Below are 24,265 nucleotides of genomic sequence, written 5' to 3' on the forward strand. Positions count from 1 at the left end.
CGCCCTCTCTTCTCTCTAACTACCGTTTCATTGAAATCAAGATTCAACCGCTGTCTCCACAAAAACAAGGCGATTGCCGAATGGATCGGTAATGGTCATCTCCCGTGAATCCCAAGGCGTTTTTTGGATACCCGGTCTCGCATATTTATATTTTTGCAAAGAAATCCGCTCATGCAGCTCCTCCAGATGCTCCGTCTCAATGCGTAATGCCGCACCAGGAGTACAGTCTCCGTGATGTTCGGACAGATGAATAATAATCTCATCCTGCGACACCTGCATGTACAGCGGCATATCGGCCTCGAATCGATGTTCCCAGTCCACGTTGAACCCCAAGTAATCCGTGTAAAATTCCTTTGCCTTCGCTTCATCAAAAATTCGAAGAATAGGTACGATTTTTTTCATCATCTTCTTCACGTCCTCCTCTACAGAAATAAATGTGCCATCCGATGCTCAATCCAAGTTCCCTTATACAAAACATATTTTCATCATACAAAAAAAGTGTTGACCCTACAATAAAAGCATGATAAATTTTGTTCATCAATAAGAATATTATTTTCACATTAGTGAACTTTATGTTTTTAGTTTAATCCATGTCAATACTTCTTTCCACTCATTTGCTTCATTGGTTTGATCTATGCATTCATTTTATACATTCGATTCATCGCAACTCATATTCCACCTGGAGGTGTATTGGTTTGAATTCTACTTATATTCATGAGGTGAAGCTGCCTCCACATTACGATAAAGCCCAGCAATATCCCGTTATTTTTGCCTTGCACGGCATGGGATCAGATGAACAGGACATGCTTCGATTAATGGAGCCGCTGTCTTCCGATTTTATTATTGTTGCTATTCGTGGGCCTATTGTACAGGGCGGTGGTTATGCTTATTTCCAGATCAAAAGTATAGGCAATCCCGTTCGCGAATTATACGATGCCTCGGTTCAAGGACTGCAACAGCTCATCATCGAGCTGTCGGCGCAATATGCGATCGATCCTGCACGGCGTTATATCGCCGGATTCAGTCAGGGCGGCATCATGGCGATGACGCTTGCCTTGGTGATGGGCGATGCCATCAAAGGCATCGTGGCTATGAGCGGATACATTCCACAGTTTGTTAAGGAGGAATATGCTTTGCAGCCTTCGTCCAACCTGTCCGCATTTATCTCACACGGCGATCAGGATCACCTTTTCCCGTTACAGCTGGGTGAAGATAATGCTTCGTTTTTCCAGAATTATACGAATCAAGTTACGTATGTGCCATACAGCGGGGGTCACCATGTAACCCCTGAGTTATATGCCCAACTCCAACACTTCCTTCGGACGGATGCTCAGGTCACTGCCGAAGATATGAAAGGAATGACTGAATCATGATGCCATCTTTGTTTATCGCCCATGGCGCTCCTTCACTTGCACTGGAGGAGAATGCGTACACCGAATTTTTGCAAAAACTTGGGCAGGAGCTGCCCAAACCTAAAGCGATCGTCCTGTTCTCCGCTCACTGGGAATCGACGACACAGCTCGTATCTTCGGTAACCGGCTCATATGACACGATCTATGATTTCGGCGGTTTTCAACCTGAACTGTACCAGATCAAATATCCAGCGCAAGGACATGCCGAAACAACCGCCGAGATCGTCAAGTTGTTCACCGAAGCGGGAATTTCAGTACAGACGGATGAGGTACGCGGCCTGGACCATGGAGCGTGGGTTGTACTACGCCTGCTTTATCCCGAGGCAGACATTCCTGTAATTGCTCTGTCCGTGAACCGTTATCTGACGGGTAAGCAGCAGTATCAGGTAGGCCAAGCACTCGCTTCTTTGCGGGAGCAAGACGTGCTTGTCATTGGCAGCGGTGGAACCGTGCATAACCTGCGCCGTCTGAACTGGGAAAGTCAAGGTGTCGATTCCTGGGCTATGGAATTCGACAGCTGGCTTCAAGATAAGCTGGAGCGCTGGGATACCAATGCCCTGTTCGCGTATGACAAGCTTGCTCCGTCTGCACAGGCAGCGGTTCCTACGCCAGAGCATTTTGTACCAATCCTGATCGCCATGGGTGCAGGAGATGAGAAGAAACAAGCTTCTCTCTTGTTCCGGGCATATCAGTTAGGCAACTTGAGTTTGTCATGCTGGAGATTTGAATAACGAAACATGAGATTGGTTTAAAACATATAGATACCAAATAGAGACCAAAGCGTGAGTCACGGGGAAACCCTGCTACTCACGCTTTTTTGAGATATTGTTAGGCGGCTGAATGCAATTGCATAGACCACAAGTGCACTTTTACACATCCATACTCGTTCAATATTCAGGACTCCCGCTTGGGTCTATCGTTTCTTGTACGAGCTTACGGAGTAAATCTATACTAATGGGAAACCATCTCATCATCAGATTTACCAGACGAGTATGACATGCGAACCGCTCATAAGGAGGCGAAACATGATGTCAGAACCAAAATCAGAACAACGGATCGATGAACTCATGCAAGAGTTGTTGGAGCTGCTGGAAGAAAAGGTGCAGGATGAGGAGAACCAGGAGTTGCTGGAAGCCTACCGCGAACAGGAAGGAGCAACCGATGAGGAGCTTGACGCATTCGAACAATATTACAGTATACGTCTACCGGCAGATTTCCGGGCATTCTACAAACGTAAAAATGGCAGCGGATATGCCTTTCACATCCTTTTTCCAGGTGATGCCGCACAAAATGAAGATACGGTCTTCTACATGTTATCGCTGGAACAAATGAAGAGAGAACATGACGGTACTGTAGAGATTCGGATGGAAGACTATTTTTCCGAAGAAGAAATGCGTGAGCTGGACCCACGAATCAAGCCTTATTTGCATCAGAAATCATGGATTACCTTTGGCAAGCTGGGAGGCGGTTCGCTGTATTTGATGTTGGATTTTGATCCAACGGAGCAAGGAACATATGGACAGATCATTATGTTCAAACATGATCCTGACTTTGTCTATTACGTAGCCGGAACCTTCACCGAATTGCTGGAGCAATCCAATCGTAACTTGCGTGAGATCGATGTGATCGAATACTAAGTCAAATTGAATGACATCTATTATATGAACAGCCATTTCGTCTGGATAGTGATATGACCATTTTTTTATAATGCTGGGAGTTGTAAAGGCGGTTATAATAACATTTAGTGGAAATGCACAAGCTACCGAAAGAAGGACTGTCTTTCTACACCAACTACATATCTGGGAGGAACTACCGAAGTGGCTGAACAACCGAAGTCAGAGAGCTTTATGTCTCTCGTCAAAAAAGGCAACACATCCTCTGCTGTAGCCATGGCGGGTAACGCCGTACTTGCACTATGTAAAGGAGGAGCCTTTATATTCAGTGGCAGCGGCGCCATGTTCGCGTCAGCGATGCATTCACTGGCCGATGCCATTAACCAAGGGTTTGTATTTGTCGGAAGTGTATTATCCGAGAAAAAACCTACACGCCGCTTCCCGACCGGATTCGGACGGGTCATCAACATTTTCTGTATGATTGCCGTTATTGTGGTGACGATTATGGCCTATGAAACCATTCACGAAGGCATTCATTTACTCAAGCATCCTGCTGGTCACTCGGGCGGACTGTGGATCAACATTGGTGTGCTTGTGCTTAATATTGTGATCGATGGAGCCATCCTCATCAAAGCCATGAAGGAAATCTTGAAAGAAGCTCGTGCGCCCAAAGCGACAGGGTTTGCCCTGGTGCCTGCAGCGATTAAAAATGTAGGGCGCGCCGCACCTCCAACCCGACTTGTATTTTACGAAGACGTTGTAGCTGTGCTTGGAGCAACGCTTGCGCTCGTTTCTGTTGTTGTCATTGCACTGACAAACTTTGCTTTGCTGGACGGGATTGTCACCACCATCATCGGATGTCTGATGATCGCCGTTGCTTTCCGTGTCGGCTATGACAACATGATCGGTCTGATCGGTGTCGCCGCACCGCAGGATATCGAGGACAAGGTGTCCCAGACGATTTTGGCAGACAGCCATGTGGCTGATATTCAAATGATGCGAATTATTCAGGAAGGCCGATATTACCATGTCGAGGGTCTGATTGAATTGACCAAGGGACTCAGTCTCGCGGATGCGGACGATATCAAGTTCCGGATTCAGGAGAAACTGATGACAAACCCGGATATTGCTGACGCGGCGATCTCCATTATCGAAGACGACGGCGTGAACAGCTGGGGCAAGAAACATTCGGATGTTATCAAATAGCAGAGAAATCGCAGGATACTAGCTAACATATCCCTGCTTCATCTGTACAACAAAGAAACGAAGCAGGGTGTGTTCTGCTTCGTTTCTTTTGTATTCTTCGATCTTTTTTATCTCCTGTCCCTTTGTTCCGTATTCCTCATGTGCGATGCTCATCTAATATGGCTATCCCTCTCCGGATCACCGTACCTGCTTCATTCCCATTTCATTCACCTTATCCAGCCATTTCCGACGGAACGCGTCTGTAGACTTGCGGATAGGACTAATGTCGGTCACGCGTATAGGGGATACACCGCTGAATTTAAGGATGTTGGATTTCATGATTCGGTGCCCTGCCTGTCTATATACCAATGTATTGTACAAACGTGGTGTATCCGATGTCACGATGAGGTGTGCAGACTTGCCTTTCAACAATTTGTCCCAGAGCGGTGAGTTGTCGCGATATCTCATGGCGAACCCCGGCAGGAAAATCCGATCAATAAACCCTTTCAGCACAGCAGGCATCGTTCCCCACCACGTCGGATACACAAACACCAAATGATCAGCCCAGCGAATGAGCTCCTGTGCCTTCAGCAGATCGGGTTCAAGCTCTGTCCGCTGACGATAGCCGTATCGGAGATTAGGATTAAACTCGATCTCGCTCAGATCGATCATTTCCACAGTCGCCCCGGTTTTCCTTGCTCCCTCTGCGTAAGACGTTGACAGTACTTTGCAGTAACTTTGCGGGTCAGGGTGACCGTTAATGATGAGAATTTTATTTGCATTCATACTTGTGTTCCTCCTGTATAATATGATCTATGAAGACCGATGAAACGGACATATCACAAGCATAGAGTGAACGAAGGCATAAACAAATGATCAAGGGCGCTGAATCATTGCGGATTCGCGCAAACGGAGGAATTATGAAACATCTTAATCAAAGTGTCCCGATATCCATGGTATATCCTATTTTGAAAACGCTGGTACACAAAGGTTTTGACACGGAATCCTTTTTTAAAGACATCGATGTAGACCCCTCCATCTTGGAGAACCCGGATGCCCGGATTCCCGTCACTGAATTGGAACGGATCATGCGGCGTGCTGCTGATTATGCGAATGATCCCTATTTTGGATTAAACCAGGGTGGGCGGCTGGATTTTGCGGATTTAAGTCTGCCCGGATATGTGATGATGCATTCCAAAACGATTGGTGACGCGCTTGGCGCGTACCAGCGGTATAACGATATTTTGTATAGTGGATTTCAACTGGAGTGGAAGGTCGATGGGCCGGATGTGATCATTCAGTTGTCTGTGCAAAATGAAGAAATCCCCATGTCTCGCCATTGCGTAGAGGATATGGCTGTTTCGGTATTACATCTGATCAACAAGTTGGCGAATCACCGGGCCGTGGTAAGAGAAGTTCAATTCCGTCACGAAGCCCCTGACGGGGCAGGTGATCTGTCTGTTTACGTGAACTCCCTTGGGGTCACTCCCGAGTTCGGTGCTACCCAAACCCTGCTGCGTCTATCCAAAGAGGTCCTGACGTTGCCCGTTTTATATTCGGATGCCAGGATGTTGAAGGTTTTCGAGTCCATGGCGGAGGAGACCCGGGCAGACCTGTATGCCTCCCAGCCCTTCTCCAGCAAAGTAAGCCGCTTAATCACGGAGAGTCTGCCTTCCTTCTTCCCCACATTACAACACACGGCAGCACATCTCGGCGTGAGCATTCGCACACTACAGAGCAGATTGCGTGAAGAAGGTACAACGTTTAACGAAATCTCCGTTCAGGTACGGAAGGAAATGGCGCAGCGTTACTTACAAAAAGGCAACTATGCTGTCGGCGATATCGCCTATGCCTTGCATTTTTCAGAACAAAGTGCTTTTCAGAATGCGTTCAAAAAGTGGACAGGACAGACCCCGGGGCAATACCGGGCTAATCTGGCGACCGGGCAGGGAGAGAACCGTAACCCCATACCTAGACTTTAGTCTAGGATAAGTTTAACGCCAAAGACGGAGGTTTCCTTTTTCCAGTTCGTGGTATGCTGTGTATAACGAAAGTGATGATACATATTGCACGGATGAAAGATTCCATATTCAAAAGGAGAGAAACTATGGCTAAACGTACGATTCTTGCACCTGTCCTGATTTTGCTCGGTGTATATCTGATTCTGAATCAAGGCGGCACAATGGGCCCAGGCACTATCTTTGGTACTTTCTGGCCTACGTTATTTGTGATTCCGCTTGGACTGTTCTTCCACTGGCTGTACTTCTCCATGATTGGCCGTGGCGTTGGGTTGCTCGTTCCCGGCGGCTTGCTGCTGACCGTGGGTATTGTATGCCAGATCGCGATGCTGTTTGGTAACTGGGGCACCATGTGGCCGGGCTTCATTCTGGCGCCAGCGGTCGGTTTGTTTGAACTCTACTGGTTTGGCGGCAAAAATAAATGGTTGCTGATTCCGATTAATATTCTGACGGTGCTTTCCCTGTTGTTCTTCACAGTCATGTCGATCGGTTCCGTACTGAGCAGTATGAGCTATATTCAACCTTTCGTAGCGATAGTGCTCATTGTGGGCGGGGCGTATCTCATCATGGGGCGCAAAAAGCATATGTAGTGGCATGATAAAAGATAAACTCCTTGAGTTACACTAAGGCACTCCGAGTGCAGAGTAATCTTCCAATCGCTGTTACCCCCGGATTTTTTTGAATCACATATTCTATGTGAAAATCCGGTGGTAAAGGCGAGCGCTTCGCTTCTACAGCTTATCTCTGCCCTCTCCGTTAATGTGTAACTTGTTAATTATCTGATATCGCACTATGGTGCTATTGCTCTAGAGCGGGTAAAAGAAAAGGAACCATCCCTGATACATAGGTGATCAAGGGATGTTTTTTTGTTTTTTTTAGGAGATTTCTGATTCATAGGTCGGTGTCGGGCTGTCTATTGACGTGGCCTGGCTTGGTTTTGATTGCGTAGCTATGTTGTATTTGATCCAGAAGAAAAGGATCAGAGGCAGGGCCGCGTTTGACGCGATAAAGAAAATCAGTGAAGGTATTCCGGCAAGTGGCATGTAGCTTATGCCTGTCACTTGAACGAATAACTGCTCGCCGTTCGGGCCGTCAGAGAACAGGATGGATGATGCTCCGTTCCAGCCCAGATGGCTACCTGCTGCAAGAGCTATAGAACCGGTTTTGGCATACGCATATGCCCAAACCAAGCCCATGATAAAGGTCGTTGTAAATACAATAATCATTACCGGGATGTTTCCGAACACACCGCCCGAGAACCAGTGATACATTCCAAAAGCCATGGAAGAAAGTACGACTCCCCATCGGACTCCTAACCCGTGAATCATAAGTACAAGCAGTGCACCACGGAAAAGCAATTCCTCAAACCAGACCGACTTGAAGTTCCACCAACTCGCTTTCCAAAAATCAGCCCAGGAATATTCCGGGTTTAGCTTCCAGTTTGACATAGTGACCAGGGATTCTGTCCAGTGAACCGCCGAGGACACAAGGATACCCAACAGCAAAGCTATGGCAAATTGCCGCAGACGCAACCCTGCCGGATGGTACCCGAGCACAGACAACGGTTGCTTGATCGTGAAACGAAGCAAGAGCCAAGATAACAGCACAAGCACGATAACGACTAACATCACGCCCCTCCTTTCCTTTTCATTTTAGTAAGACAAAATCAATTTAAACATCACATCTGCACAGTCAGAGATTTTTCTCCAATTCATCCGTTCCGTCCCCTCCATCCCGATATACTCTTCATATTCGGGGTTATGGGCTTTAGTACGCACGGGTGTAAATAAAGTTCCCGGCAACCAGAATTGTCAGAGCGGTCTTAGGATCAATGCTATGTTCGAAACCTTTTGCCACGCTCTTCGTTTCGTTCCCTCAGAACCTAGAATTCACTCAACGTCAAATATCCCCTGAGGCCACCCATAGGCTCAGGGGTATTTGAGTTGCACTTGTTGCACTTATTGCATTCGTTGCAGTTCGCGCAGTTTGCGTAGACTGGAGGACAATTATTTACTATGCATTTTAAATTCAAGGAACAGATCGTTATAATGCGATAGCATTTTTTTGCCCAGATTGTTGTAAACCTCCAGCTTGCTTGTCAGTGTCTCGTCCGGATAGAAGCGTTCATCCTGCGAGATATCTTCTGGCAGCAGCTTAAGTGCCTCCGCATTCGGTGTGGAGTATCCCACGTACTCTGCGTTGCGTGCGGCATGATCCGGGTCCAGCATAAAGTTGATAAACTGGTGCGCGCCGTCCACGTTTTTGGCTGTTTTCGGGATGACCATGCTGTCGAACCAGAGATTTGAACCTTCCTCCGGTACCTTGTAATCCAGCTTGTCATTCTGATCCATAATTTCCGATGCATCCCCGGACCATACGAGTCCGACCGCGGCTTCTTCGTTGGCAAGCAGCATTTTGATCTCGTCCCCAACGATGGCTCTCACGTTTGGAGTCAGGGTAGACAGTTTTTTGAGTGCAGCCTGGAGATGTTCTTCGTTCGTATCATTAAGTGAGTACCCCAGACTATTCAGCCCCATACCGATGACCTCACGGGCACCATCGAGCAGCAGGATCTGATTTTTCAAACGCGGGTCCCACAGGTCATTCCAGCTGTCAAATGTCAGGCCACCCACCAGCTCCGGATTATACACGATACCCACCGTTCCCCAGAAATAAGGGATAGAGAATTGGTTATCCGGATCATAGTTCAAGTTCAGGAACCGGGCATCGATGTTTTTCAGGTTGGGCAACTTGTTGTGGTCGATCGGAACAAGCAGGTTTTCTTCTTTCATTTTGCTAATCGCATATTCGGAAGGAATCGCCACGTCAAATGTCGTGCCACCTTGTTCAATCTTGGTCAACATCGCTTCATTGGAATCAAACGTCTGATAGATGACCTTCATGCCAGATTCTTCTTCGAATTCCTTCAAGAGATCCGGGTCGATATAATCGCCCCAGTTGTAGATCGTCAGCGTGTTTCCACCGGAATATCCCTGACTTTTATTCAGATACGAAGCCAGAATCATCAGGGCAAATGCGGCCACAAACACAAGCGCGAATGTCCGGACCAACTGTTTCATGGACGCAGCCCCTTTCCTCCAGGTGGTATGCGTGTTGCACGGCGGTTAATGAAGTAATATCCAACCACTAACAACACCGTGAGCAGGAACAACAAGGTAGACAGGGCATTAATCGACAGTGACACACCCTGCCTTGCTCTGGAGTAAATCTCCACTGAGAGCGTGGAGTAGCCGTTCCCTGTCACAAAGAAGGTTACGGCAAAGTCGTCCAGTGAATACGTCAAAGCCATGAAAAATCCAGCAAAAATACCGGGCTTCACGTAAGGCAGCACGACACGCGTCAGTATTTGCCATGACCCTGCACCCAGATCGCGAGCCGCATCCATCAAGGTTGGGCTCATCTCCTGTAACTTAGGGAGCACCATAATCACAACAATCGGTACACTGAATGCGATATGTGACAGCAATACCGAAGTGAAGCCCAGTTTGATGCCAATCATCGTAAACAGAATCAGGAACGATGCACCGATAATGACATCCGGGCTAACAATCAGTACGTTGTTTAGCGATAACAGCGTGTTTTTGGTCCGTTTGCGACGGACATGATAAATCGCCAGTGCCCCCGCCACACCCAGAATGGTTGAAATCGCCGAGGACAACAGCGCGATAATAAACGTATTCAAGACGATAATGAGCAGCCGGGTGTCCGCAAAAACTTCCCGGTACCATTCCAGCGTAAAGCCTTCGAACCCCCGCATATGACCGCCGCTATTGAACGAATAAAAGATCAAATAGGCAATCGGCGCGTACAAAATGGCAAACACCACCGCCAGATAAACGTTAGACAGTTTTCCGTTTCTTCCCATTTCGCACCTCCTTCTTGCCTGATCCGGTCAGAAACATAATGACCGCCATCGCGATAATCAAAAAGACGGCAATCGTCGAACCCATGCCCCAGTCCTGGGTAACGAGAAAATGCTGCTCAATCGCCGTACCCAGCGTAATAACACGGTTCCCCGCAATGAGGCGGGTAATCATAAACAGGGACAGCGCCGGGATGAATACCGCCTGACAGCCTGATTTCACCCCGCTGATCGTCAGCGGAAAGATCACGCGGCGGAACGTCAGCCACGATGAAGCGCCGAGATCCCGTGCAGCATAGATCAGGGACGGGTTCATCTCCTCCAGCGCGTTAAAGATCGGCAGAATCATAAACGGAATGAAGATGTACACCGAAACAAAGATAAAGCTGAAATCGGTAAACAATATCTGCTGCGTCCCAATGCCCACCACTTCCAGCAGGGAGTTGGTCAGACCGTATGTGCCGAACAGGCCGATAAAGGCGTACGCTTTTAACAGCAGATTGATCCAGCTTGGCAAAATAATCAGCAACAACCACAGCTGCTTATGCTTCGTCCGAGTCAACATATATGCCGTTGGATACGAGATCAGCAGCGAGAACGCCGTGATCAGAAATGCGTACCAGAATGAGCTAAGCGTCATCTGCATATACACTGGCGTAAAGAACCGCGCATAGTTGCCCAGTGTGAAGTTGCCCTCCACATCAAAGAACGAATAATAGATGACCAGCAACACCGGCGCTACAACGAACAACACCATCCATAACACATAGGGAATCAGATACGCATTGCGCGTGCTGGCTTTAGTCTGCATGAGCGGCCTCTTGGTAAGCTTCGAGTCGTCTGTCGAACTCTTCCTCGGTTTCGTTGAAACGCATGACGTGAATGGCTTCCGGGTCAAAATAAAGCCCGATGCGCGATCCCACGACCGCTTTCTTCGTCGAATGAATCAACCATTCGTTGCCTGCGTCATCGTAGGTCGAGATTTCGTAGTGCACGCCGCGGAACAGCTGCGAGTCTACCTTCACCTTGAGCTTGCCCTGCTCCTCGGTTGTGATCTCGAAGTCCTCTGGGCGGATAACAATCTCAACGGGCTCGTCCGCTTGCAAACCCTGGTCGACACATTCATACTGTGCACCTGCAAACTCAACGACAAAGTCCTGCTTCATCCTGCCTGCCACGATATTCGACTCTCCAATAAAGTCCGCGACAAAACGGTTAATCGGCTCATCATAAATATCATTCGGCGTACCGCTCTGCTGAATGACACCACCGTTCAGGACAAAGATTTCATCGGACATCGCGAGTGCTTCTTCCTGGTCATGCGTGACAAAAATAAACGTAATACCCAGCCGTTGCTGCAGCTCCCGTAACTCGTATTGCATCTCGGTACGAAGCTTCAGGTCGAGCGCTGACAAAGGCTCGTCCAGCAGCAAAATTTCCGGCTCGTTCACAATCGCGCGGGCAATCGCCACACGCTGGCGCTGTCCGCCGGACATCTCGCCAATCTCCCGGTTCTCATAACCGGACAGATTAACAAATTTGAGAGCTTCGAGCACTTTGCTACGAATCTCGGATGTTTTCATTTTTTTAATCCGCAAGCCGAAGGCCACGTTCTCGAATACATTCAAATGTGGAAATAACGCATAGTCCTGAAATACCGTATTCACCTGACGCTGATGCGCAGGCACCTTGTTAATCAAAGCTCCGTTAAAATAAATGCTGCCCTCGGTCGGCTCCGCAAAGCCGGCAATCAGCCGTAATATCGTTGTTTTACCGCAGCCGGACGGACCGAGAAGCGTATAAAATTTCCCACGTTCAATCTCAAAGCTGACAGCTTTCAATACAGCCTCATCCTGGTCATATTGCTGTGTCACCCGCTCGAACCGAATGATCGGTTGTTGTTCTGACATGCTTCACGTCGCCCCCTTATCCTTGGGTAGATCCTAAGAAACCTTACCTATTATACACGACTTTAATTAAGTCATATCTCGAATATGAATAATTTAACCCATTTTCTTTTGTTTTGAAAGGTCACGCGCGTACGTTACAGATATTAATAATATGGCAATAAATCTATTTTCTTATGAATTAGTCTTCTATACAAACGAATTAATAGATTCGGAATAGTATAACGTATATCCATCACAAGGAGGTATTCTTCATGGCTAACTACTTGTCCCCACACTCTCCAAAGAGTAAAGCTGCCAACAAAAGCAAACTGGTATCCAAAAACCGCGCGAAAAACAAATCTAAAAACAACGCAGGTAACACAAGCAAGTCGGAGCATATCCAGGAAACCGTCGTGAACGTCATTCTGCCTGAATCGAAAGAGAAAGATATACACCACCATCATCATCCACACCATCATCATCACCATCACTGCAATCCCGGCTGCAATCCTTACTGGTAATCTATCTAGTTCATTATCTTAGCCTGTCCATATGAATTGATAGATTCAAAAAATAAAACGTATATTTAATGAAGGAGGCTTTACCATGACTAACTTCTTCTCACCGCTCTCGCCAAAAAGCAAAGCTGCCAACAAAAGCAAACTCATCTCTAAAAATCGTGCGAAAAACAAATCTAAAAACAATGCAGAAAACACAAACCATGCAACACATATTCAAAAAACCGTTGTTAACGTTGTTATGCCTGACCATGAAAATAAACACCCCCACCATCATCACTGACGGGAAACACTGTTCAGCATTAAATTTCGCAGCATTAGTCTCAGAAGAAGACGTAGCAGTTACATCTGCTACGTTCCTTTTTGATTTATTTTTAATTTTTCGAAGTGATTCAAAAAGAATGAATGACGCCGGGACTCCATATCATGGAGTTGAGGTGAGGAAGACCATGGAAATGCGTCGTAATTTACCCCTTTTGATGAGTGTCTGTTTTCTTAGCCAGATGGGGGGATTTATGATTCTGCCCCTCTTTCCGATATATATCGACCAACTTGGCCTATCTGGCTGGGAGATGGGGTTCATTTTCGGATTGTTCTATTTAGGTAAAGTAGCCGGCGGGCTGCCTGCCGCTGCCCTCTATCGCCATGTAGGGACCAAAATATCTCTCGTCCTTATGCTACTGATGCTTGCCATATGTACAGCCGGTTTTGCCATTGCCTCTACGCCCCTGTTCCTTGGTGTGTTGCGGCTATTGCAAGGAATGGCCTCAACCGGGCTGACCGTCATCGTACGCTCCATCATCAGTGACGGAGGAAATAGCGATAACCGGGGACTATACAACGGATACATCAGCAGCAGCGAGGGTGGGGGCATGATCCTAGGGCCGGTCATCAGTGGCTGGCTTACGCTCCACGTACCGCTGTCCGTTCCGTTCTGGCTGGTTGCATGCTGTTGTCTGATCGCCATGGTTGTTGTTATCGGTATGCAAAACAAATCAACGTATGGTTCATTCGGTTCCATACCCACTCTAGAGACGAAGGATAGTGAAGTCCTCTCTTCGCCTCCTGCAGCATATACTTCACGTCAAGAAAAGATTGCTCAGGAGTATGCCTCCAATAATCAGTCTCGACCAAGTAGTGGCACAGGTCCTATTTCTGTCCCGCTTACAGGATACATAACGGTGCATGTCCTGGAGATGAGTGCCTACGCCGTATTCCTGACGTATTTTGCACTCTATGCAACCCAAATCATGCAGTGGGATACCTTCTCTGCCAGTCTGGCCTTTACCATAGCCGGAATCTCTACCCTTGCCGCTGCCCCTTTTGTCGGTTTTCTCTCCGACCGCTTGGGTGATCGGCTCCTGCTGTGCATGCTGGGCATGTTCCTGATCGGCGTTGAAGTCGTTGTTTTTCTCAGTACATCTGTCCACCTCTGGGTGTACCTTGGCATGTTCGTCGGCGGCATTGGCGGAGCTTGTTACATGGATTCCTTTTTTGCACATATCGGGGATCACACTCCTGAAGTGAATCGAAGCACCGTCATTGGTAAAATTGTCTCGTCAGCCGAGATCGGCTCTATGGTATCTCCCCTACTCGCAGCACTTCTAATGGAGACCTTGTCTCTGTATGCTGTATTTGTCTTAAATCTTATTCTGATCGCGGCAGCCATCGCCGTTCAAGCCATCATGCGGAGCAGGTACCTGGTGAAAGAGAGGTGAGGGGACTGCTTCAAAAAATAAAACCCGCTCACACAAATTAATGTGCAAACGGGCATTTCATTGGTGTAATCCCAGCCTGTGACTGTTTGGCTTCATCGGACGTATGCTCTCGGTGCTCTTGATGATCCGGGTTCTCATGGTGCTTATGGTGTTGCTCACTGATACCGACATCTGCGGCAATAGCCATCCCATCTTGAAACCTGTATGCAGGGTCCTGATGGAAAAAGTTCGGCTTCACAATCTCATTCCGGTAGGAACTGTGAAAAATATGGGTAGTGGCTGGGGATACCGGTGGAATCAGCCACACCCAGTCTCCGGTCAGCTCTCGTCCAGCCTTCTCTTCCCGCTGTTCAAACAGGGCAAACTGTGATGCAGCCGTATGGTGGTCCACGATACTCACTCCAGCCTTCTTGAACGAATGCAATACAGCAACATTAAGCTCCACCAGAGCCCGATCTCTCCACAGTGTCGTTTCGCTCGAGGTGTTTAACCCTAGTGCAGCAGCTACATCTGGCAATTTGTTATATCGGAATGTATCGGCAAAGTTTCGCGCACCAATCTCCGTTTCCATATACCAGCCGTTAAACGGCGCAGCCGGGTAGTTAATGCCCCCGATCTCGACCCGCATGTCAGCAATCATCGGCACCCCGTACCAACGCAGACCCAGTTCAGCAATCTCCGCTCGCTCCGGGTGCTCAATCTGCACTTCGATGATCTCCTGCTCTGGTATTACATACCACTCCGGGGCCTGTCCTTGAGCTTGAATAATGATCGGCAACACATCATAATCGCCCCGAGCTCCCTGCCAGCCGAGCGAAGTGGCCGCTTTGGTCAGTTCAACGGAAGCAGGATCACCTATAATACCTTGTTCTGTCTCATAGCCTGCATAACGAATCAGCTGGTGATTCCAGATGCGGATCGGCGTTCCATCCGGGCCGGCTGGTGGCAAGATGGTAATCGTCGGGATGATCTTGCCTCCGTTTGAAGCGTTATGGATATGATCCAGCACAGCCTGCGCAGCCGCTCCTGCGGTATCCGCATGGCGTGCATCCACGATCCGTAACTTATCCCAAAACAGCCGCCCGATACAGCGGTTGCTGTTCCGCCAAGCCATTTTGCAGCCATGCTCCAGTTCCTCGGCAGTATGGGTATAGGTTCCTGTTTTGTCCATCTCTTGCTTAATGGCAATAAGCCGGGCCTCTGCGTCTTCACGCGTATGGCCCAGCTCTTCGTAACTTGTATATATAAACCGTTCGGCTTCTTCCTGCAATCGTTCCAGGTCTGTCCGCATTTTCATTCCACCATTCTGTACATCTTGGATGCCATTATTATACGGGAAGCACACCGGATTTGTAAGCGAACGGGACGTTTGTTCACGGACTCTACATATCGTTGTCAGGACACAGGTTGGCCTAGATTATTTGCCCAAAAATGCGTTTAACATCCAGATCTCTTTATCCAGCGCAGCGGTGAATCCGATCATCATGTCTTCAGTCGCATTGTCTTCAACTTCCCCTGCTTCATGAATGCCTTGGCGAATCACATGCAGCATCGCATTCAGATCGGCAACAACATGATCAACCATCTCTTCGGCAGACAGTTGTCCCTGCGCCTCAGTAATTGGGGATAGACGTAGTTGTTCTGTGATCGTTGCTACAGGACGACCACCAATGGTCAGAAGGCGCTCAGCAACCTCGTCCATATTCGCTGTAGCCAGGTTGTACAATTCTTCAAATTTGGCGTGAAGTGTGAAGAAGTGTGGTCCTTTGACATACCAATGGAAGTTATGCAACTTTGTGTAAAGGACAGACCAACCTGCGATCTGACGGTTCAAGACCTCTTGAAATTTAGCTGTGTTTGTTACAGAAGTGTTTGGATTAGTTTGGATTGTACTCATGGAATTTATCCCCTCTCAGATTATGAATTGAAATGTAAGTTTGGTTATCGAACCGAGCATGTGCCATTTGGCTTTGAAAACATCAAATCGGGTGTTTAATAGTACAGAATCTATTTCTAAATGTTTTAATTTAGACTTAATCTAAATCTTGTTTTAATTATATCACTGCTTATCCCCTTTGCAAAGTGTTTTGTCCCCTCCTGCGAATGAAGATTCAATGAAGCTGAGCTTCATCAAGCACAGCAGATCGAACCCCCGTTTTATTTATAATCCTAACGAACAAAGTGAACAGCGAACATTCTCACAGGCCGGGCTATAACATAAAAAAACCTGAAGCTCTGCTTCAGGTCCTTTCACATCGGTGTACCTTCTATCATTTGGTACTCATATCCATGAGCACCTTTGTAATAGTCGGGACTCCTTCTTCGCTCTATAGACTTCTCCCTACGCTTCCAGGCTCTATTTTTAGCACCTACATGAGCTTAGAGCCCTCCCCCCGATACAATAAATTGGCGGAGGGGACTGTATTCAGGCATCCCTTATTTAGACTTTTTGTAATCCTATATGAACACAATGATCAATGATATACAATAAGTTTTGCTGATATTTTAGCGCTAGTGCTTCCATAGTACGACGAGTGAACAACCGCCGATTAAATCGCAAAGAGTAGTGGAATATTTCATTTACGATAAAGGCGTTCATTTCTAGGTTGTAGGGCCACTGCATATCCTGATGAATAAGTTCACCCATAGGCATAGAGGAAGAAATAATTTTCTCATGCTTCAGTCCATCCTCGAACCGTCCCAAGTAATTAAATAATATCTCTGGAGATAAAGTGAACTCCAGATCCTCAGTATACTGCGGATCCGACAAATATTTTAGAATACCATAGCCAATCCCATTATGGGGCACTTTGGCATGCGTATGTTGAACCCTCTGAATGAGCTCGCCCGGAAAATCCCCACTGGCATCATAGACTACAGGATAAAAGGAAGTAAACCAACCTACCGTCCGTGTCAAATTGAGATGTTCTCTGAATTCATCTCTTCCATGACTTTCTACATCGACAGCTATGTTAGGATGGCACGTCCATTCCTTAATCGTTTTGACCAATGCTGTAAGTAGCAAATCGTTGATTTCAGTGTTATAAGCGGAAGGGGCTTTAATTAATAACGCTTTTGTTTCTTCCTGGGTAAGTGAAGCATCTATGAAGTCCATATCCTTAAATACATGAGATCCTACTCCTTCCGCCAATTCAACCGGAAGTCGAGGCACTCTCTCTTTTAATACATCTTTCCAGTAATCCTTTTCCTGAAAAAAGTCAGTGCTATCTGCATATGCAGATAATTCCTTACTCCAAGTCTTGAACGAGGTCGTCTTTGTAGGCAGTCGCGGATCCTGATGCTCTTTAAGACCCTCGTACAGATACTCAAAATCATCCATAATGATGCGCCAGGAAACTGCATCAACAACCAGATGATGAATAATAATGAGCAAGTGATCTCCATCATTTGCTCGGAATACTCCCAGTTTAACCAGCGGACCCTGTGATAAATTAATACTTTCCTGTAATCGGTTAGCTTCTTGTTCGATCTGAAATTCAATTTTTTCAGACGTGGTCCAATCGAATAATTCAATATCGAAGTGCCGACCTGCTTCATCCAAATTCTCCTGTACCAAGCCTTCATCTGTATATTTAAAACGTATTCTTAGTGCATCGTGATGCTTGGTAATTCTCTCAAAAGCCTCGACGATAACTTGCGTATTCCAACCTTCTGGATTATACATCATAACTGCCTGATTCCAATGAAAAGGATTATCACTCAGGTTGAATACCCATTTTTGAATGGGTGTTAAGGGTACCTCCCCTACCACCATTTGTTCGCCAATACTTAAAGTGTTCTCCCCGTTCAAATTAGAAATCAACTCTCTAATCGTCTGGAATTGCATAATATCTTTTATTTTCACGGCATAGCCTGCTTGTCCCAGTTGGGCAGCTAATTGTATAGCTTTAATAGAGTCTCCGCCCAGCTCAAAGAAATGATCATCAATGCCTATATTCGATACGGATAAAACTTCGCCCCATATGTCCACTAACAACTGTTCCAGCTCATTTCCAGGTGCCACTTTAGTTTCGGATGAATTTTTGGGCTGTGGTAGCGCTTTAGTATCTATTTTCCCGTTTGCAGTTAGCGGCATGGCCGACAAATGGACAAAATGAGCTGGGATCATATAGTCAGGCAGCTCCTTGCTCAAAAATTTACGTAGCATAGCAGTCGTAAAGCATTCTTCCGATACATAATATGCGACCAGAGATACGACATCATTTACGCTCGTAACCGGGAGAATGCATGCCTCAGAAATTGCCTCATGTTTTAATAGCCCCTGCGTTATTTCCCCAAGCTCAACCCTGTATCCTCTTACTTTTACCTGATCATCTATTCTGCCCAAATATTCAATTTCCCCGTTAGGTAGCCAGCGAGCCAAATCGCCGGTCTTATACATACGCTGGTGCTCTCTGAACAAGTTAGGTATAAACTTTTCCCTACTTAACTCAGGTCGGTGCAGATAACCTCTAGCCAATCCCGGCCCGCTGATGCATAATTCTCCTGGCACCCCTATGGGTTGCAGATGATGATGTTCGTCCACGATATATATATCGGTGTTTACAACCGGTCGACCAATTGTAATACGGGAAGAGTCTTGGTCAAATATGGCTGCCGTAGCACATACAGTGCCCTCTGTCGGTCCATATGCATTCACAAAGGTACGACCCTCACTCCATTTTTCAACAATATCCATGGTACACGCTTCTCCCCCAGCTATAAGGGTATGCAAGCTAGGGATCGGCTCATAGGGAAGAGTTCTTAAAAGAGAAGGCGGTAATATCGTTGCATGAATCGTGTGCTCTCTTAACCATCGTCCAACTCCATATTCCAGCAGTACATTTCGATCCTCAATGACCAGCGTCGCTCCAGATAAAAGCGCGAGAAAGATTTCAAGCACGGAAGCATCAAAGCTAAAGGAAAAAAACTGTAATACCCTGCTTCCTTCCTTTATATTAAACGTAGTAGCTAAATTAGAAAAATTGCATAGGCTATGATGCTCAATCATGACCCCCTTAGGCTTTCCAGTTGAACCTGAGGTATAGATGACATAGGCCATGTCTTCAGGTCGAGTTACGCTTTCAAGATTGGAAGTATCATGCTCATCTATAGCCAATCGATCATCAATGAATAGAATTTGATCGGCAGCTCCTAAGTTAACATTTACATTGCCAAGCAAATCCCGCTCTGTAATCAACAATTGAGCTTGGCTGTCCTCCATGAAGTAGGATATACGTTCAGTCGGATAAAGAGGGTCTATAGGTAAATAGGCAGCTCCCGCCTTTAATACGCCCATGACACTTACTACTCTCAGGCAAGATGGAAACAACATTATACCAACAACCTGATCTCTACTAATATTTCGGCTCCGTAATACTCTTGCTATTTGATTAGCTTGCTCATTCACTTGTCGATACGTTAACTTTTCTTCCCGCCATTCCAATGCAATAGCATCTGGAGTTTGGGCAACACGTTCTTCCCACAGCTCAATAACAGTCGATTGTCTATGATCAGATAGATTTCCAGGAGGATTAAAATGATGGAGAATCTCATGATGCTCCCTATCTGTTAGAAGTTGAATATCTCTTATCAGGACGCCCGGATGATCAACAATCTGTAGGATGATTTGCTGAAAATGGCCGATAAGACGCTCCATAGTTTCTTCGGCAAACAAACTTTTATTGTAAACCAGATGGATTTCAATCGTTTCTCCCAAACGAATTTCCCATGTCAGATCAAATTTAGCGCTTTGGGTACCTATTTTATACTCTTTAAGCTCGATATTGGACATCTGAATGTCCAGTTCTTCGATATCTTCCAAGGTAAACACGGTATCAAACAAAGGATTGCGACTGAGATCACGTTGTAAAGGCAACTGCTCTAATAACAGTTCTAATGGATAATCTCCATTCTCATAAGTCAACAGCATTTCTGTCTTCACCTGCTGTAAAAAGTCCACATAGGTTTGCTCGTATTCAAGCTTATTACGCATGGGAACGACATTGGCGAACATGCCCACGGTATGATCCAACTGTCCCGTTCTCCTTCCTGAAAGCGGGGAACCTACAATAATATCTTTCTGTCCACTGTACTTAGCCAGAAGTATAGTGTAAGCAGAGAACAATGCCATATATGATGTGACCTGCTCAGACACGGCTAATTCCTTGAGTTTGGCTGTCGTTGTAGCATCCAACTCAAAAAATAGTTGCTCTCCTTCAAACGTTTGCCGAGGGGGACGACGATAATCAGTTGGAATATGGAGAATAGGCAACTCCTCGGAAAAACGCTCCATCCAAAAATGCTCTTGCTGTTTAAACGCCGAAGAATGTAGCCAATCCTCTTGCCAAACTGCATAGTCCTTATATTGAAGCTGAATGAGCGGCAGAGCATTCTCTTGATATATATGTAGTAAATCCTGTATTAATATATTCAGAGACAATCCGTCGCAAATAATATGATGAATATCCATAATGAAAATATGCTTGGTAATACTTAATTCCAACAGAACTGTCCGTACCAGCGGAGCCTGGCTCAGTTCAAACGTCTGAATAAAGGCTGACACATGGGATTCGAGTTCTTCCTCATTGGTTTTCTTATATACTATGGGGCAAGAAACCTGATTATGAACTCGTTGAATAAGTCGGCCGTTCTCCAGATGAAAGGATGTTCTTAACGGCTCGTGCCTTTCAACCAGTTTTTGTACTGCTAACTGCCACTTTTCTTTGTCGATGCTCCCGATTATTTCAACAGCGAAGGGTACATTATAGCTTATCCCCGCTGGATCCAATTGCTGAATAGAATACAGTCTCTTTTGCTGGGAAGTGACCGGGTACACATCACGATGTTCATGTGCTTGAATCCAAAATGCCTGCTCCGAATGGTCTCTGGAATTAATCAATCTCGCCATTTCGCGAACCGTTGGATTCAACAATATATCACGGATCGAAACTTGGGTTTCCAGAACTTTATGTATTCGGGATACCAGCATAGCTGCTTTAAGCGAATGACCGCCAAGTTTTAGAAAGTGATCCGTTGTACTTAAATGTTGAAAACCTAGCACATCCTGATAAATATTTAGAAGTTTGAATTCCAGCTCATTAACAGGCTCTATTACATGAAGATCCTGTTTTTTTATGTGTGCCGGTTCGGGTAGTTTGCTACGTTGGATTTTGCCGTTTGAATTCATAGGTAACTGTTCCATTTCCACATAAAAAGAAGGTACCATATAATCCGGGAGACTATTTCCCATATGTTGACGCAAGTTTTCCAAATTGTAATGATCGTCTGGAACCAGGTATGCGCACAAATAGCTATAGCCATCTTTATCTTGCTTGGCTAGTACAGTACCCTCCTTAACACCCGGATAGATCAGCAACTGAGTAGACACCTCATTGAGTTCAATACGGTGACCTCTGATTTTCACTTGGTGATCTATTCTACCTAAATACTCCATATCACCGTTGGGTAGCCATCTGGCGAGATCTCCGGACTTATACATTTTTTCTCCTGGTTTAAACGGGTTATCTATAAACCGTTCCTCAGTCAACTCTGCTCGATTCAAATAACCCCTTGTAACCCCCCCTCCCGTAACGTACAATTCTCCAGGAACCCCAATAGGCATAAGATGTTGCTTGTCGTCTAAAATATATGCGTTTAAGGTCGCCATCGTAGTTCCAATGTTACTCCTATTGCTATCTATCTCTTCTTGCGTAATCCTCTTATAAGTTACATGAACAGTAGTTTCCGTAATTCCATACATATTAACCAATTCTGTATGAGGGTATTTATGCTTCCACTTCTTAAGTTGGACAGGAGATAGCTCTTCTCCACCAAAAATAATCTTACGGATATGAAGTGGACTCGAATCGGATTCCTCCAGAGCGGACAGCATATTAAACGCTGAAGGGGTCTGATTCAGGACGGTAACCTTTTCTTCCAGAAGCAATTGTCTAAACTGAGTAGCGTCCTGAGCAGTCTCTCTGGGCACAATAACAAGTCTACCTCCTTGGAGAAGCGATCCATACATCTCCCATACCGAAAAATCAAAGCACATCGAGTGGAACATAGTCCATACATCTTGATGATCAAAATCAAACAAATTTGTACTGTTGAAAAGGAGTTGGACTACATTCCTATGTTCAACCATGACCCCCTTGGGCTTCCCAGTGGAGCCTGAGGTATAGATAATATATGCTCTGGAGCACGGGGTATTTAGCTCTGCCAGCGCTTGTCCCGACTCCTGAGCCCATTGATCATCGTGAAGAGTAATCACTTGGCCTGTATAATTAGCAGGTATATGGCAAGAATCGTCAACCAATAAGAAGGAAGCCCGGCTATCTTCCAGTGTGTACTCCATACGCTCTACAGGATAATGCGGATCTATAGGCATATAGGTAGCTCCTGCTTTGATAATGGCTAGTATTCCAACTACCATCTTCAATGAGCGCTCAACGGAAATAGCAACAACGGTCTCGGATGCGATACCTTTCTGTATAAGATATCTTGCCAACTGATTAGACATCTCATCTAGTTGCCTGTAAGTAAGTGTCTGTTGATTGTAGGATAAAGCAACTGCATCAGGGGTCTTTACCACCTGCGTCTGAAATAGACTTGTGATGGTCTCACCATCAGGATAATCAGCCTGATTCTGGTGACTAAGTGCTAGTAGTCTTTGCTCTTCCTCCAGTGTAATTAGTTTTATTTGATCTACTTCAATATCAGGATTGCGTAGTACACAATCTATAATATTTTGAAAATGATTAGCCAAATTTTCTATAAAAGATCGCGAGTATACCTCCCGATTGAAAACAAAGCTGACTTCCATCTGCTTTCCAGGTGAAAACACAATGCTTAAATTATAATTATTCTGTTCAACTCCGCCTCCTCCATGAATGGCGAAACCCAAATAATCTTGTAATTCACGCAGAGCATCCAGTGAAGAGGCATAGTTTTCAAACACACAGATATGATCAAACAGTTGCCCCCCACAGTTTGATTTAGCTTGTATGTCCGCAAGCGAGCTATATTCAAAGGGCTTAGATTGAATCATTCCATCATGCATTGTAGCTAGTAGGCTACTGAAGGTATCTCCTGACTTTAGGGTCATTCGTACCGGAATAGTATTAATAAATAAACCTACAATACGCTCAATATTTGGAACCTCGGGAGGACGACCGGACACAACTGCACCAAACACGACATCATGGGTACGGTTATATTTTTGCAGTAATATCCCCCAGGCTGTTTGTATCACATGATTCAAAGTTGTATGCTGCATTTGTGACAGTGATGTTAATTGCTCCGTAGTGGCCTCACTTAATAAACACGAAAATTCCTCCGTATGATATGCCACCCCGTTTCCTTTGTACTGCCGTGGAATAGTGACTGTTTCCTCATAATCTTGCAGATAAGTTTGCCAGTAATGTTCCGCCGCCTCGGTATCCTGATTTTTAAGCCACTGAATATACTCACTATATTTTGTAACTGTTTGATGGGGTATAGGTTGATTATGAATGAGATTTCCATATACCATAAGAATCTCTTCAAATACCAGGCTCCAGCACCATCCGTCCATAACAATATGATGAAAATTCCACAGCAGAATATACTTGCGATAGGATGTCTTTATTAGATGTAAACGAATAAGAACATCCTTTGCCAGTTGGTATGGCTTTGTTCGGTCTTCCTCTTTATATCTCTTTATGAACAACTCTTGCTCAGCTTCATTTAGATGAGTAATGTCCTGCACTTCCAACTTTGCTTCCCTATGCTTAAATACAATTTGTATAGGTTGTTTAAGCTTTTCTTGTACAAAGGCAGTCCGCAATACATCATGCTTTTGAATAACAAAATTAAAACTTTTCTCCAAAAGAAGAGGATTTATATCCCCTTCTACTTGGGCATAACCTTGTACATAATAAGAATTCTGCTGGCTGTCCTTCATAAAATGGTACAAAATCCCTTTTTGCATGGGTGTCAATTCATACATATCTTGAATATTATTTTTATCCATCTGTATGCCTCCTC

Annotated in this window: 20 protein-coding genes; 9 read left to right on the forward strand and 11 right to left on the reverse strand. The window is 45.7% G+C overall.

Features of this window, described 5'->3' with window-relative positions; all coding sequences use genetic code 11:
* Window positions 1-36: 36 nt before the first annotated feature.
* Window positions 37-405, reverse strand: coding sequence for a glyoxalase superfamily protein (locus tag FS818_RS18165; protein ID WP_145333556.1), 369 nt, complete (start codon window positions 403-405; stop codon window positions 37-39).
* Between the two features lie 290 nt (window positions 406-695).
* On the opposite strand from FS818_RS18165, the gene FS818_RS18170 reads away from it, so the two are divergent.
* The 4 genes from FS818_RS18170 (at window position 696) to FS818_RS18185 (ending at window position 4,231) form a co-directional block, all read left to right on the forward strand.
* Window positions 696-1,373, forward strand: coding sequence for an alpha/beta hydrolase (locus tag FS818_RS18170; protein ID WP_145333557.1), 678 nt, complete (start codon window positions 696-698; stop codon window positions 1,371-1,373).
* Window positions 1,370-2,143, forward strand: a complete 774-nt coding sequence (locus tag FS818_RS18175; RefSeq protein ID WP_145333558.1) for a DODA-type extradiol aromatic ring-opening family dioxygenase — start codon at window positions 1,370-1,372, stop codon at window positions 2,141-2,143. The genes FS818_RS18170 and FS818_RS18175 overlap by 4 nt, the downstream gene beginning before the upstream one ends.
* A gap of 297 nt (window positions 2,144-2,440) precedes the next feature.
* Window positions 2,441-3,049, forward strand: a complete 609-nt coding sequence (locus FS818_RS18180) for an SMI1/KNR4 family protein (protein WP_260989905.1) — start codon at window positions 2,441-2,443, stop codon at window positions 3,047-3,049.
* Between the two features lie 180 nt (window positions 3,050-3,229).
* On the forward strand, window positions 3,230-4,231 hold the full coding sequence (locus FS818_RS18185) for a cation diffusion facilitator family transporter (RefSeq protein ID WP_145333560.1): 1,002 nt from the start codon (window positions 3,230-3,232) through the stop codon (window positions 4,229-4,231).
* Window positions 4,232-4,249: 18 nt separating this feature from the next.
* On the opposite strand, the gene FS818_RS29330 is transcribed toward FS818_RS18185, so the two are convergent.
* Both FS818_RS29330 and FS818_RS18190 read right to left on the reverse strand, forming a co-directional pair.
* Window positions 4,250-4,384, reverse strand: a complete 135-nt coding sequence (locus FS818_RS29330) for a hypothetical protein (RefSeq protein WP_260989906.1) — start codon at window positions 4,382-4,384, stop codon at window positions 4,250-4,252.
* A gap of 24 nt (window positions 4,385-4,408) precedes the next feature.
* A complete protein-coding gene (locus FS818_RS18190) occupies window positions 4,409-4,996 on the reverse strand; it encodes an NAD(P)H-dependent oxidoreductase (protein ID WP_145333561.1) in 588 nt (195 codons plus the stop codon).
* A 134-nt stretch (window positions 4,997-5,130) separates the two neighbouring features.
* Between FS818_RS18190 and FS818_RS18195 the strand changes: the two genes are divergently transcribed.
* Both FS818_RS18195 and FS818_RS18200 read left to right on the forward strand, forming a co-directional pair.
* The gene (locus tag FS818_RS18195) at window positions 5,131-6,192 is read left to right on the forward strand and encodes an AraC family transcriptional regulator (RefSeq protein WP_145333562.1); all 1,062 of its coding nucleotides are present in this window, start codon (window positions 5,131-5,133) and stop codon (window positions 6,190-6,192) included.
* A gap of 125 nt (window positions 6,193-6,317) precedes the next feature.
* On the forward strand, window positions 6,318-6,818 hold the full coding sequence (locus FS818_RS18200; protein ID WP_145333563.1) for a hypothetical protein: 501 nt from the start codon (window positions 6,318-6,320) through the stop codon (window positions 6,816-6,818).
* A 285-nt stretch (window positions 6,819-7,103) separates the two neighbouring features.
* On the opposite strand, the gene FS818_RS18205 is transcribed toward FS818_RS18200, so the two are convergent.
* From FS818_RS18205 to FS818_RS18225, 5 genes are all read right to left on the reverse strand, one after another.
* Window positions 7,104-7,856, reverse strand: a complete 753-nt coding sequence (locus tag FS818_RS18205; protein WP_145333564.1) for a CPBP family intramembrane glutamic endopeptidase — start codon at window positions 7,854-7,856, stop codon at window positions 7,104-7,106.
* A 378-nt stretch (window positions 7,857-8,234) separates the two neighbouring features.
* Entirely contained in the window at window positions 8,235-9,308 is a 1,074-nt protein-coding gene (locus FS818_RS18210; RefSeq protein ID WP_145333565.1) for an ABC transporter substrate-binding protein, read from the reverse strand.
* Window positions 9,305-10,114 (reverse strand): ABC transporter permease, encoded by an 810-nt coding sequence (locus FS818_RS18215; protein ID WP_110895773.1) that lies wholly within the window; start codon window positions 10,112-10,114, stop codon window positions 9,305-9,307. Before FS818_RS18215 ends, FS818_RS18210 begins: the two co-directional genes overlap by 4 nt.
* Window positions 10,089-10,922 (reverse strand): ABC transporter permease, encoded by an 834-nt coding sequence (locus FS818_RS18220; RefSeq protein WP_145333566.1) that lies wholly within the window; start codon window positions 10,920-10,922, stop codon window positions 10,089-10,091. Before FS818_RS18220 ends, FS818_RS18215 begins: the two co-directional genes overlap by 26 nt.
* The gene (locus tag FS818_RS18225; RefSeq protein ID WP_145333567.1) at window positions 10,912-12,021 is read right to left on the reverse strand and encodes an ABC transporter ATP-binding protein; all 1,110 of its coding nucleotides are present in this window, start codon (window positions 12,019-12,021) and stop codon (window positions 10,912-10,914) included. The genes FS818_RS18220 and FS818_RS18225 overlap by 11 nt, the downstream gene beginning before the upstream one ends.
* A gap of 251 nt (window positions 12,022-12,272) precedes the next feature.
* On the opposite strand from FS818_RS18225, the gene FS818_RS18230 reads away from it, so the two are divergent.
* The 3 genes from FS818_RS18230 to FS818_RS18235 all read left to right on the forward strand — a co-directional run bounded on the left by FS818_RS18230 (window position 12,273) and on the right by FS818_RS18235 (window position 14,236).
* Window positions 12,273-12,521 carry a hypothetical protein gene (locus FS818_RS18230; RefSeq protein ID WP_145333568.1) on the forward strand — a complete coding sequence of 83 codons (249 nt, stop codon included), beginning with the start codon at window positions 12,273-12,275 and terminating at the stop codon, window positions 12,519-12,521.
* Window positions 12,522-12,606: 85 nt separating this feature from the next.
* A complete protein-coding gene (locus FS818_RS28870; RefSeq protein WP_145414021.1) occupies window positions 12,607-12,801 on the forward strand; it encodes a hypothetical protein in 195 nt (64 codons plus the stop codon).
* Window positions 12,802-12,973: 172 nt separating this feature from the next.
* A complete protein-coding gene (locus FS818_RS18235; RefSeq protein WP_222128826.1) occupies window positions 12,974-14,236 on the forward strand; it encodes an MFS transporter in 1,263 nt (420 codons plus the stop codon).
* A gap of 37 nt (window positions 14,237-14,273) precedes the next feature.
* Here FS818_RS18235 and FS818_RS18240 read toward each other — a convergent pair whose 3' ends face one another.
* The 3 genes from FS818_RS18240 to FS818_RS18250 all read right to left on the reverse strand — a co-directional run bounded on the left by FS818_RS18240 (window position 14,274) and on the right by FS818_RS18250 (window position 24,251).
* The gene (locus FS818_RS18240) at window positions 14,274-15,527 is read right to left on the reverse strand and encodes a nitric oxide synthase oxygenase (RefSeq protein WP_397351792.1); all 1,254 of its coding nucleotides are present in this window, start codon (window positions 15,525-15,527) and stop codon (window positions 14,274-14,276) included.
* A gap of 126 nt (window positions 15,528-15,653) precedes the next feature.
* Window positions 15,654-16,133, reverse strand: coding sequence for a Dps family protein (locus FS818_RS18245; protein WP_145333571.1), 480 nt, complete (start codon window positions 16,131-16,133; stop codon window positions 15,654-15,656).
* A 543-nt stretch (window positions 16,134-16,676) separates the two neighbouring features.
* Entirely contained in the window at window positions 16,677-24,251 is a 7,575-nt protein-coding gene (locus FS818_RS18250) for a non-ribosomal peptide synthetase (protein ID WP_145333572.1), read from the reverse strand.
* Between the last annotated feature and the right edge of the window lie 14 nt (window positions 24,252-24,265).

It is taken from the genome of Paenibacillus xylanexedens (assembly GCF_007680605.1).
Taxonomy (GTDB): Bacteria; Bacillota; Bacilli; order Paenibacillales; family Paenibacillaceae; genus Paenibacillus; species Paenibacillus xylanexedens_B.